Source organism: uncultured Psychrobacter sp. (assembly GCF_947500265.1).
Taxonomy (GTDB): domain Bacteria; phylum Pseudomonadota; class Gammaproteobacteria; order Pseudomonadales; family Moraxellaceae; genus Psychrobacter.
The window spans coordinates 275,454-288,027 of record NZ_CANMRN010000004.1; the positions used below are offsets into that span (position 1 = coordinate 275,454).

General features: G+C 44.7%; 12 protein-coding genes. 6 read left to right on the forward strand and 6 right to left on the reverse strand.

All coding sequences use genetic code 11. The annotated features are described in order from the left end of the window. Positions 1–48: 48 nt before the first annotated feature. The 6 genes from Q0788_RS08235 (at position 49) to Q0788_RS08260 (ending at position 6,131) form a co-directional block, all read left to right on the forward strand. Entirely contained in the window at positions 49–1,203 is a 1,155-nt protein-coding gene (locus Q0788_RS08235) for an FAD-dependent oxidoreductase (RefSeq protein ID WP_298809472.1), read from the forward strand. Between the two features lie 77 nt (positions 1,204–1,280). Next, a complete protein-coding gene (locus Q0788_RS08240; RefSeq protein WP_298809474.1) occupies positions 1,281–2,219 on the forward strand; it encodes a DMT family transporter in 939 nt (312 codons plus the stop codon). Positions 2,220–2,431: 212 nt separating this feature from the next. Then, entirely contained in the window at positions 2,432–4,192 is a 1,761-nt protein-coding gene (locus tag Q0788_RS08245; protein WP_298809476.1) for a TrkH family potassium uptake protein, read from the forward strand. Between the two features lie 88 nt (positions 4,193–4,280). Beyond that, positions 4,281–4,982: a TrkA family potassium uptake protein gene (locus Q0788_RS08250; protein ID WP_057761091.1), complete on the forward strand. Its 702-nt coding sequence runs from the start codon at positions 4,281–4,283 to the stop codon at positions 4,980–4,982. Between the two features lie 44 nt (positions 4,983–5,026). Further along, positions 5,027–5,569, forward strand: coding sequence for a DUF3124 domain-containing protein (locus Q0788_RS08255; RefSeq protein ID WP_298809479.1), 543 nt, complete (start codon positions 5,027–5,029; stop codon positions 5,567–5,569). A gap of 142 nt (positions 5,570–5,711) precedes the next feature. Continuing rightward, positions 5,712–6,131, forward strand: coding sequence for a PaaI family thioesterase (locus Q0788_RS08260; protein ID WP_298809482.1), 420 nt, complete (start codon positions 5,712–5,714; stop codon positions 6,129–6,131). A 21-nt stretch (positions 6,132–6,152) separates the two neighbouring features. Here the strand turns inward: Q0788_RS08260 and Q0788_RS08265 are convergent, their stop codons facing one another. The 6 genes from Q0788_RS08265 to Q0788_RS08290 form a co-directional block, all read right to left on the reverse strand. Beyond that, entirely contained in the window at positions 6,153–6,842 is a 690-nt protein-coding gene (locus tag Q0788_RS08265) for a c-type cytochrome (protein ID WP_298809606.1), read from the reverse strand. An 86-nt stretch (positions 6,843–6,928) separates the two neighbouring features. Beyond that, a complete protein-coding gene (locus tag Q0788_RS08270; RefSeq protein WP_298809484.1) occupies positions 6,929–8,530 on the reverse strand; it encodes a flavin monoamine oxidase family protein in 1,602 nt (533 codons plus the stop codon). A 70-nt stretch (positions 8,531–8,600) separates the two neighbouring features. After that, positions 8,601–9,920 carry a cytochrome c gene (locus tag Q0788_RS08275; RefSeq protein ID WP_298809609.1) on the reverse strand — a complete coding sequence of 440 codons (1,320 nt, stop codon included), beginning with the start codon at positions 9,918–9,920 and terminating at the stop codon, positions 8,601–8,603. A gap of 190 nt (positions 9,921–10,110) precedes the next feature. Next, positions 10,111–10,725: a YceI family protein gene (locus tag Q0788_RS08280; RefSeq protein WP_298809486.1), complete on the reverse strand. Its 615-nt coding sequence runs from the start codon at positions 10,723–10,725 to the stop codon at positions 10,111–10,113. A gap of 259 nt (positions 10,726–10,984) precedes the next feature. Continuing rightward, a complete protein-coding gene (locus Q0788_RS08285) occupies positions 10,985–11,809 on the reverse strand; it encodes a PAP2 family lipid A phosphatase (protein WP_298809489.1) in 825 nt (274 codons plus the stop codon). 138 nt (positions 11,810–11,947) lie between these two features. Beyond that, complete coding sequence (locus Q0788_RS08290; RefSeq protein ID WP_298809492.1) at positions 11,948–12,421, reverse strand: diacylglycerol kinase; 474 nt, start codon at positions 12,419–12,421, stop codon at positions 11,948–11,950. Positions 12,422–12,574: the final 153 nt, after the last annotated feature.

Genomic DNA, 12,574 nt, shown 5'->3' on the forward strand with positions numbered 1-12,574 from the left:
CCTTGTATTCAAGTTATATTGAACCGATTATAAATAGGGTAATCAGTTATGCAAGACATACCTGTAGTAATCGTTGGTGGTGGGTTAAGTGGATTATATTCCGCCTTTTTATTAGAGCAAAAGGGTATAGCTTATAGACTCCTAGAGGCGCGTGTTACCTTGGGTGGTCGCATTACAGTTGCTAAATATTCAGATGCACACACTGTTAATAACAGTACTGATATCGATCAAGCAGAATCAAGCGCCGCGTTCGACTTGGGACCATCTTGGTTTTGGCCTGATTATCAAACGCAGTTAAGTACGCTTATTGAATCGTTAGATTTATCACGTTTTGCGCAGTTCAAAGAAGGCGATATGATGGTTGAGCGCGCTGCCAATCAGCCACCTGTGCGTATGCAAGGTTATAAAAGCGCACCACCTTCTATGCGGCTAGTCGGTGGTATGGCCGCGTTGACTGATACGCTATATGCTCGCCTAGATGCTAGTTGCATCTTGACCAGTCAAACGGTAAAGCAATTAAGTAAGACATCTCAATATATTGAAGTACAGAGCGAAGATACTTCTGGACATGTGACCGGACATATGACGACGTTCCGAGCGCAGCATGTGCTACTGGCGTTACCGCCTCGATTGGTAGAAGGTCGGATAGTATTTCAGCCAGCGCTACCGCAAGACTTAAGTGGACAGTGGCGCGAGACAGCTACTTGGATGGCGCCCCATGCCAAATACGTCGCTGTTTATGAATCACCATTTTGGCGAGATGCTGGTCTCTCGGGTGCTGCGCGCAGTGCGATAGGGCCGCTTACTGAGATACATGATGCCTCGACATTAGAGAACGATGGGGCATTGTTTGGTTTCTTTGGCGTTCCTGCTCAAGTACGTCAGAGCGTTTCTGATACGGTGCTAAAAGAACATTGCCGTGCCCAGTTAGTGCGACTATTTGGTGATCAGGCAAGTACTCCAAAAGCTGAATATCTCAAAGACTGGGCACAGGATCCATTAACAGCGATGCCTGCTGATGCCAGCGGCAACGGTCAGCATGCAGTAGCTCCGCCATCCAAACCAAAGACAGGCGTGTGGCAAGACTGTCTAACAGGTTGTGGTAGTGAGTGGTCAGCGCAGTTCCCTGGATATGTCGCTGGAGCAATTGATGCAGCAACCGTCGCTGTAAGAAGCTTACCTGCTGACATTTTATGCCAGTAGCTATGAGGGTGCTGTTGTAAGCTATACAAAAGCCATCCAACATGACTAAGAAAATTCGTCATCCAATAGGATAGTCGATGAATGACTCGCTCAAACAAACCAGTACTCAAAAGACCACTTGGCTGGTGCCTTTTGTTTGTCTACTGGCAGGCGGCGCACTCACTGGTATCTCGACCAATGTGGCAAAGTACGCTATCGATGTCGGTCTGACCCCATTAGGATTTTTGTTTTGGTCGATTACTGGTGCTGCTGTTATTTTATTACTAGTAGCGCTCATCAAAAAAGAACTCCCTCCTCTTAATGCGCGCAGCTTAGAGTATTACTTTGTCGCGGCGCTTGTCAGTGTTGCGGCCGCCAACTTGCTATTATTTTCTGCTATTCCTCATGTGGGCGCAGGTTTCGTCGCCTTAATCCTTTCATTGCCGCCACTGCTAACTTATCTTGGTGCGCTGTTACTACGTATAGAGCAATTTTATATTGTCCGTGCGCTTGGGGTCATCGCGGCACTCATCGGGGCAGGAGCATTAGTCGTACATCAATTCACGGCGCCAGATTCTAGTGTGTTTTGGATTTTAATCGCGCTTTGTGGTCCAGTGCTACTCGCTATTGGCAATATATATCGGACGTTACGCTGGCCTGATAATGCGTCTTCTGGTGCACTCGCTCCAGGTATGTTGCTTGCGGCAGCGATGCTGCTAGGTTTATTCGGTATGATCTCAGACTTCTCTATTGCTGTACCTTTAGAGAATTGGTTGCCGCTAAGCATGATAGCTACACATGCAGGCGTATTTGCTGGACAGTTTTTACTGTTATTCCTATTGCAAAAGACAGGTGGTCCTGTGTTACTGAGTTTGTTAGGTGCGGTAGGGGCCATTGTCGGCGTACCCGTTGCTATTTTTTTGCAAGGGGAAAGTCCTCCAGAAGGTTTATTTTTAGGCGCTACTTTAATTGCGATTGGCGTGGCATTAGTCACATGGGGCGGTGTAAAAATAGCAAAAGTAAAAGAAGAGGTTTAATAAGTGTGTATAGGCGACAGCATTAAACTATAGAGTTATTAAAACCGTTACTGCCTAATGGGTGCTTCTTATCTCGCTCTGGTTATCAGTATCTAGCTTATCAATAGCTACTATGACTCAATAATTGGTTACGATTAACTTAAATCACTTTTTGTGGATACGACAAAAAAGGAGTATAAGTATCGTGGTTATCGTTGTCATGGACTCAGGCTATGAATGCAGCCACGCGTTATCGATTATTAAATAATTTTACGATTCTCATTAGTGTCATCGGGGTAGCGATTGCCTTGTTAGATAGTGGTTTTACACTACCGACGTGGCTCCAACAAGTATTCCATATTTTCTATTTGGTCATTATCTTTCTTAGTTTTATGGTGACCGCTGGTCGTTACATCTATACCAAAAAACCATTAACGCTTAATAAAGTCGCCGTCTTTGACGCACTGACTAGCATTGCCATTATAATTTTATTGACCGCACATTTTACGGACTTAGTACGTTCGGGCCTATCTGCTGCCGTGGATGGCTTTGTCGCGATAAAGATAGCGGTGTTTGTCACCTTCGTCCGCGAACTCTCCGATCACAATTTCAATCTCAATCGTACCTTTCTACATCCTGCCCAGTTTTTTATTCTAAGCTTTTTAGTCGTGGTGCTGGTTGGTGCCTTGCTATTGATGATGCCCAATGCGACGACGCAGCCACTGTCTTTTGTTGATGCGCTTTTTACTGCGACCAGTGCGGTTTGTGTGACGGGGCTTATCGTAGTGGATACTGCCACCTATTTTACGACTTTTGGCCAAGTTATTATTATGGGGCTGATACAAATTGGCGGTTTGGGTATTTTGACCTTTGTGACCTATTTCAGTTATTTTTTTAAGGGCGGTGTCAGCTATGAGACACAAGCCAGCATCAGCGAGATGTCTTACATGCGCGGTATGGGTGATGTGGTGTCGACACTCAAGTCTATCTTATACGTCACATTTGCTGTCGAGGCGGTGGCGGCTGCGCTGATTTATATCAGTATTTATGACATACCCAATATGGATTGGTCTGAGCAGCTATTTTTTTCGGTCTTTCATGCGATTTCTGCTTTTTGTAATGCTGGGTTCTCTACCTTTAGTGCTGGCTTGTACGATGATTCGCTACGTTTTAATTATTCGCTACAGCTGATTCTGGCGATGACATTTATCTTCGGTGGTATGGGTTTCACCATCGTGGTCAATGTGCTTAGATATTTACGTTATCGTGCTCAGCGGCTGATAAATCGCCATGACCAACGCTATATTCATCAGCCTTGGTTACTTAATATCAATAGCCGTATTACTTTGATTACCACAGGCGCATTATTGCTAGTCGGTCTGATTGGGGTGATGATATTTGAATACAATAATGTGCTCGCTGACCATACCAGTTTCCTTGGCAAGCTGGTAACAGGGTTTTTTACGGCGGCTACCCCGCGTACGGCAGGTTTTAATGTGATTGATATGGGTGAGCTGACGTTTCCAACAGTGATGCTGACGATATTTCTGATGTGGATTGGGGCGTCACCCAACTCGACAGGTGGTGGTATCAAGACCAGTACCTTTGCGATTGCGTTATTGAATACATTGAGCCTAGCTCGTGGACAGACCAAGATAGAGGTGTTTAAACGGGAGATTGCTGAGATTTCTGTACGCCGCGCGTTTTCTATTATGTGGCTGTCGCTACTGGTCATTGGTACGGGTGTGACACTCATCAGCTATGATCAGCCAGAGCTTGATTTGATCAAAGTGGTATTTGAGTGCTTCTCAGCTTATAGCACGGTGGGCCTAAGTTTAAACTTGACGGCAGACTTATCAGATTTCAGTAAAATCGTGGTTTCGGTCATTATGTTCGTTGGCCGCGTTAGTATGCTAACAATCTTTATTGCACTGCTTAAAAATATGCGTCAACGTAATTATCGCTATCCTACTGAAGAGATTACGATTAACTAATTCGTCGCAAACAGTTAAATAAACCGTCGTAAACACACTATGTCGTTCTTAATAAATAGCAAAAAATACTAAAAAGGTTGTTTAAGTTATGAAGTACATCATCGTAGGGCTAGGGAATTTTGGTGCATCGTTAGGGTCGGCATTGACCAGCCAAGGTCATGAAGTGATTGCTATTGATAGTAGTATGCAACGGGTTGAAGCGTATAAAGAAGTTATTTCTCATACGCTGTGTATGGATGCCACGGACGAGTATACAGTTAGCGGACTACCAATCGTTGATACTGATATCGTCATCGTGGCGATTGGTGAAGATCAAGGGGCCAATGTTATGGCAACAGCGCTATTTAAGACGTTAAAAGCCAAGCGTTTGATCAGCCGTAGTATCAATCCGCTACATGAAAAAGTCCTCCAAGCCATCGGCGTGGATGATTTGATTCACCCTGAAAAAGAAGCGGCCAATCGCTGGGCCAAGCGTCTGTCACTACGCTATTTTGTCGATTCGTTTGAATTGAGCGATAACTTCAGCATGGTAGAGATTAAGATTCCAAATGTGCTGATTGGTAAGACTGTCGACGACTTACAGTTAGAGCAAAAGTTTAATATCCGATTGCTTAGTACGTTGCGCTATGAGTATTATGAAGACAGTTTTGGTCGTACGCAGAGCAAGCCTAGCATTCAAGGTTTGGCGACGCCTGAGCAAGTATTGCAAGAGCGCGATGTACTGGTGATCTATGGTGCCAACAAACATATCAATCAGTTCTTACGTAGTGTGGGTGTGAAAATCAAATAGTAGCTTGCCATCGCAGTGATACCAGAAGGTATAGGGAAATGATTATGAATAAGCGAAGTATATCTGTCCTACTGATCGCTATAATGGCACTACTGTCAGGTTGTGATCAGTCCGCGCAAGACCCGAACGTTCTTCTGTCCGAGCATCAAAAAGACCCGATTAAAGAGTTGGCGATTACCTCAGACGTGGATCACAGTCAGTTTGGTTACAAGCAAACCTTTTATGTGCCGATTTATTCTGATATCTATACCGATAGAGACGCTCGCAAGGTGCTGCTATCGGCGACGCTGAGTGTACGTAACACCACGCTCAAAAAGTCATTGTATATCAATAAAATTGATTATTATGATACGGATGGGGCATTGGTCAAATCATATCTAGATAAGCCTATCGAGCTACCAGCGATGGCCACGCTCAACTATATCGTCGAAAAAGAAGAGGACAAAGGTGGTTCTGGCGCTAATTTTATCATCGAAGTCGAAGGTATGGATGAAACCGTCAAACCAGTGATAGAAGCGGTCATGATCGGTAATTTTAGCAATAAAGGATTTGCCTTTAGTACAGAAGGCACGCCCGTGATACATTGAGATATGTATAGTCGGTACGTAATTTAGAGCATTAAAAGAGCCCTGTAGCATAGGCGGAAGTAGTTTCTACTTTGCTATCTAGCGATGATCGTGCAAATGTATTAAACAAATCAACATGGATAGTTCAATTCAAGGAAGAGTTATGTCTGCAACCAAAGAAGAAATCAGCGCCTTTATGGCATTGGAGTTTCCCCAAACCAAATGCGTCGTCGAGGCGGTCAACGAAAATGGTGCGACCTTATCGCATGAGATCGGTGTAAATGAGCTTCGTCCCGGTGGCACCGTTTCAGGACCTGTCATGATGGCTGTCGCTGATGTAGCCATTTATGTGGCGATACTCGGAAGAATTGGTATTGTCCCGTTAACGGTGACGACGAGTTTGACCATCAATTTCTTGCGTAAGCCATCAGCAAGTGCTCGTATTATCGCTGAATGTACCTTGATGAAAGTAGGACGCACGTTGATAGTAGGCGAGGTATCTCTGTATTCAGAAGGCTCTGATGACATTGTGGCTCACGTAGTTGGCACGTATTCGGTGCCGCCTAAGCGTATTGAAGGCTAGCTATTTTGTCGTGTATTTGACTTACTCACTAGGATCTGATCCTAGTGGGAAGTCATGGCGTAGCTGTGCGACATTGGCAGGAGTCACTATATCTGTGAAGCTATTTAGATCGCTATGCACGTATTGTGTGACGGCTGCTATTTGTTCATCACTCATCATGCGGTGGAACGATGGCATACCGCGCAGGCCATTGATAACGACACTAATAATATAATACTTCGATTGCATCTTGCTGTTGTTGGCCAGTGGTGGATAGTAGCCTGCTCCTTGCGCGCCTTCACCTTTTTGCATATGACAACCAGCACAAGAGTCATCGTAGAGCTTTTTGCCATGAGTGGTAAAGAACCCCGTTTTGCCTTGTATGCTGCCTTCAAATTTAGTGAGCCACTGCTGCATGCTGCCATCATCGCTCATGTTTGGTATTGAGCGTACACCGACGATATTGGTAGCGGGTTCAGTCAACTCTTTTTTGGCCATATATACGCCGCCCCATGCGCCCTGATTGCGACTGGCCTGATTGTCAAAATTTTTGTCGAATATCATTGGTGCTGTCTGCGGGTTGGCTATAGTGGCTACGTTTTCTGCTTTATACTGACTACAGCCTGACAACGTTATTAACGCTATCGACCCACCAACCATGAGCGTCATTATTGATTTGCCCGAGCTGAGCGGGCTAGATAATTTGATTGGGTTTGATGTCACCACGTTCATGATTGTTCCTAATGTGCCTAGTCTCATTGTTATCATCCTTGCTTCAACGATAGACGTGTTATACAGAAGCTTATTAAAAAACACTGCTACCCAAGCTTTTTAGCCTTTTGATGCAGGCGTTTGGCGGCATCCATACCAGATAGTATCGCGCCTTCTTGCCATGCAGGAATATGTGAGCAATGCTCACCTGCCAGTACGATACGGTGATTAATCTCGCAAAGCGTATCGTAGTACTGCTCACGACTAGATTCACTCCAGATACCGTAGCAGCCAAGCGACCAAGGGATACGGTGCCATGCGACAGACGTGCCCGAACGGAACTCTTTGGTATATTGCGGATGAATCTGTTTGCCATAGGCGAGCGCCGCGTTGATACGCTCTTTGGGAGTCAACGAGTTAAACTTGTATGAGGCTTCCCCAAACCCATACGCGCCAAGTAGCACGCCCGAGCCTGTGGTAAACATATCTTGTGACGGGTAGGAGATTTGTGAGATAGGCATATCGGTATAAGTGATGCCACCATAGATCCATTCATCCTCTTCCCAAAACCGTCGTTTAAACTCCAAACCAACTTTGTAAGAGCTATCATAAGGGACAGCTGCCATTGCTTGTTTCATTTGCGCAGAGACATTGATATCAATTTGAGTCAGTATGGACAAAGGAATGGTGCAAATACACCAATCCGCGCGCACTGTTTTGGCTGCACCGTCAGGGCTGTTGCTATCGACATAGTCAACGGTAACCCCAGTTTCGTCTTGATTGATTTTAGTGACTTTGGCATTGAACGTAATCATCTCGCGACACTCGCGCGTGAATGCATCACCGATTTTTCCCATACCGCCGACAGGCTGAAACATAGTAGGTTGATGCACATGCACGGTATAGTTGTTATAAATGTCCGACCACATGCCTGAGTCTAGTAGCTTATCCATCGGTATAGGCGTTGATGGTTTAGCATCTGGCATCAGACCACCACCGGGATATACACTATAGCCACGATGCTTACCTGTTTCATGACTTTTGACATAGCGATAGTTGGTATCTAGGACGCCCCAGCCTTTTAGTCCCTCAAGTAGTTTTTCTTTGTCTTCTTTATTGACCGTACTATCGAGACTGCCTTTATTGACGGCTTTGGACAACAACTCTGACACATAACCGCGTATATCGCTTTGCACTTCGCCCAAGCGCTGCGGCGCACCATCGAAGTGATTGGTACGATGCAGATAAGCGCGATCATTGGTCTGGATAAATGGCTGTAGTGCCACACCGAACTTTTTGCAGTAATGAAAGACCGCATAATGATGGATGGGCAGTCGCCATGGCCCACCATTGAAGTAATTGCCTTTTTCGAAGTCGCAAGTGACTTCAGCACCGCCTAATTCAGTGTATTTGTCACCACTATTGAGTGTCCAGCTACGGCCGCCGCCACGATTTTGGTACTCAAGCACGGTGACTTTATAGCCCGCTTTGCGTAGCTCATAGGCCGCAGTTAAACCACCCAATCCTGCACCCAAAACCACGATACTTGCGCCAGCCGGTGCGCCTTTGAGATTCATCTCTTCTTTAAAGCTCGACTCAGATGCAAACCCCAACGTAGTCATCGCTTGATACATCGCGGTCGCGCCTACCGTCTTGCCTATCATGGAGAGCAGTTGTCGCCGCGTGGGAGATTGGAGCAGGTCATTCATAGGACTATCCTTATCGTGCTAAGTCTTTGCGTTATTATTGAAAATATTAATTTATGCCTATTCTTTATAGCTAACTTTTTTCTTTTATCACACGCGAGACGTCAGCCACGCTGACATCGCTGTTCGGTAAACCACCAAACTTAACCCGTACGTAGTTAGTAATATCAGCAATCTGAGCAGGGCTTAAATCTTTTGAGAAGCCAGGCATTTTTGGTGCTGTGTTAAACGCACCTTTTGCCCCAAAGGCAATCACGCCAACGAGCGCATCAGGTTTTACGCGGCGAATACTACTGAGGCCAACGATGGATGCATAGCGCGCATCGGGCTGGGCGTAACCATCGACCCCATGACAACTGGCGCAATGGATGAGATATAAGTCTTTTGGCGAATTGCTATCATTTACATCGTGCGAGCTGACCATGCTATTTACACTAGTAACCGTCTCGGCTTTTGCCTGTGCCAAATAGTCTTTTTGCTCAAGTAAGTCATAAGTAATAGAATCGCTGACTGGTTGCGGTAGGCGAGACACATTGACAGGTATCAAATAATCATCGGTCTTAATGGCTGGAACGACTTTTAAATAGTCAGCCATCGCTATCAGGTCTTCATCAGTGAGATAACGCGTACTATGCGCCACGGCTTCTGCCATTGGCCCGCCCGCGTAAGCGCGCTTATCAAGCGTGCCTGTACGCAGGTAAGTTACGATATCCATTTCGCTCCAAAGGCCGATACCCGTATCGTTGTCAGGCGTGATATTTGGTGCAAACCATTTACCAAGTGGCGCGCCAGATAAATAGCGGTCTTTATCAAGACCTTGTGTTAGGTTGCGCGGCGTATGACAGGTTCCACAATGCTCTAAGTTATTGACCAAGTATTCACCGCGTTGTTGGGTCTGGGTCAGTCCTGAGCGATTTTCGGTAGAGGGCACATTGATGACATTCCATGTCAGCATGAGGCTTCTGATATTTAATGGGAAAGGCAAATGAGTGGTTTTTTCAGGTGGTTTGTCTACGATAGGTAGGGTCTGAAAGTACGCGAACAAGGCGCTGATATCCTCATCTGTCATGCCATGATAAGACGGATAAGGCATCGCAGGATAAAGCTGATGATTGGGTGCACGACCTTTTCGCAGAGCCTTTTTGAAGTCAGATTCAGTATAGTTGCCGATGCCATAGCGCGTTGACGGTGTGATATTGGTCGAGTAGATATTGCCAATCGGCGTCTCAATTGGTACGCCGCCACTATAGTCATCACGGTGGCAGGCCATACAGTCGGCGCTGCGTGCTACATAAGCGCCGCGATTGGCAAGCGCACTATTAGCAGGGCTGACATTTGGTAGGGTTATTCGACTGGGCAAAGTTTCCATTGGTAGGGTGACCGTGCCTGCCATCACGGCGGTAGACACTAAGCTGAATCCCAATGTCAGTGTTATTATCGAAGAAAATGACAATGCTGGCACGACGGCAGAAAATGGCTTCACAATGTCCTTATAATACCGATGAATCATGTCTAATTCCTTTTTAAGCTTTCTGCAAATCACTACCCGTATCTATTAAGACAGTGGCGAAACGTTAAAAATACTACTGTCTGGCGGCTTCGATCTTGATACTTAAGTCAAGGTTTTTGGTCAGTCCGAACCAAGCGAATTTATTGATATTCCATTTTGTGCGATTAATCGTAGCAGTGAACTCGCCACCGCAAACATCTTTTCTGATGCTCGTGTTTAGATAACAATCGAACTTAGTCGCGGTTAGGCTAATTGGATGTGTTTCGCCATGCAGGGTCAGTTGTCCGTCTACCCGAGTAACCTGAGGGCTTTTTTTATCTTGATTGAAATGCCATTTTGTCGATTCAAACTGCGCTGAAGGAAACCTCTGCATATCAAAAAAATCAGGCCCTGTTAAGCTATCATTAAAAGAGGGATTGCCTGTATTTAAAGAATCTATCGGTATGATTAATGAGATGTCGCCTGTTTGTAGGCTCGGATTGTATTGCAATTGACCTCTGATATCATAAAAGCCACCAGTCGTGGTCGAATTTTTGAAGCGTTCAATGGAAAATCGTATGTGAGTATTGGCAGGGTTGATGGTGTAGCTAGCAGCATGGCTATCAGCTACAGCGCTTGCGAGCAGTAATGGAATGGTCAAAAAGGAATAGATATGCGAAGGTTTTGGCCTAATAAACAACAAGCGCATAGCTATATTCCTTTACAGGCTATTGATATAGAGGAGCTTATTCACAAGCGCTATCCGTGCGTTTACTTAACAATAAGCCAATGATTGTTTATTATTTATACAGGGTTTTTCAAATACTTAGTAGTGCTATTTTAGTAAAGAGTTAACGAACAACTCTGTCATGCCCGAACGTTAATTCAAAGTACTGATAAATAAGTATTGATGCATAAGTACTGATACCTAATTACTGATGCATAAGTACTGAACCTAAGTGCTGACTTTAAGTATTAGAATGCTCAATGTTAGACAAGCTAAGACCAGTACGTCCTTTATTATTGTTGGTGCTGTGTGCCTTAATCTTAATCGATTGTTTGAAAAATAGGGCTGCGAGCGCACAGGCTATCGTTAATGACAGCAGCATTGAGACCAATGTATGGCTAAAGAAATGATCGCCAAACAGCATCTTATACAGTCCCATTGTCCAGCCCAAAACAGTTACTGATATGACTATCTGGTAGCGGTGTTTTCTTAGTGTCGGTAAAAAAGCCAGTCCATATAAAGAAAACCCTGCGCTGGCGTGAGCTGCTGGGAAGCATCTGGCAGGCGTTGCTGCTACGATGTTTTGCCAAAGATTGAGGTAGGGCAGATCCCCATTAAAAATAACTAAGTCATTTGGGCAACTAACATGGGTGACGCCTTTGAGCGTGGCAATGATAGCAGGTACAATCGCCAATATAATCAGTAGGTAGCCAATCTCGCGCATAGGTAAAGGAAGTAGAAATTTATCAAGCTTATTATGACTGAGCTTACTACGATTATACTTATTACGGTTTAAGGCAGTAGCATTAAGCCTTGCCTGTCTATACTTGATGATTAAAACCGCTATGAGGTAGACAGCCAATATAATCAATAATACTTTGGGCAAATCATAAAAGATAAATGCATAAGGCTGCGCGCCTTTTTCAAGTAGCCAGTGATCATTATTATAAAAAAGCTCACTGATGCGTACATCTAATTGGCTATGCTCAAAAACCAAGGTGGCCATGATGGTCACGCACAGTAGTTTTAGCCAGTCCCAAGTCATTGCGTTGTTTTCTGAAGTCATGACTACACCTGATAACGTATATGCGATGTTGATAGATCCTAATACGACCTTCGTTTCATTGTTTGTCTAAGATAGTGCTAGCAGCGTGTTGCGCTGTTATACGAATGCTCGCCATGCTTTAATAAAATAGAGCAGACTTTAATAAAATAGCGCAGACAACGCCATGACCCATAAAGCCATTAACAAACATAAAGACAAAAACTGTGCCGCAGATCCGACATCTTTTGCGATTTTTGCGAGCGGGTGTTTGGCGGTTGAAGTATGGTCAACACAGGCTTCGAGTCCTGTATTGAGCAGCTCGACAATCAAAGACAAAAAAGAAGCGACGACCAGCATCATTTTTATACCAAGTGCAAAAGGCATAACGATGACAGCTGTCAGTAGCGCAAAATTGAGCCACACAACTTGTCTAAAAGCCGCTTCCAATTTATATGCGGCTTTAAAGCCGTCTAGAGAGTAGCCAGTGGCTTTTATGATGCGGTAAAGCCCTGTTTTACCTTTAGCATGACTCGCAAAGCTATCAGCTGTGAGTGCATTATCATGCGTCGTCTGATTGATAGAACTATGCTCGGCTGATGGGCCTACAAGGTTGGTATGAGTAATTTGCTTCATAGGGCATTCTTAATGGTCTATTAAAATTAAGATAGCCTGAGTATAAGACGGAAGAAGTTAAGAAAACGTTAAGAGGAGATGGATGGATGAGAATAAAGCGTAATGGTTGTTTAAATTTGTCGTTTCCCAATCAGCAATTATTATTAGGAAATG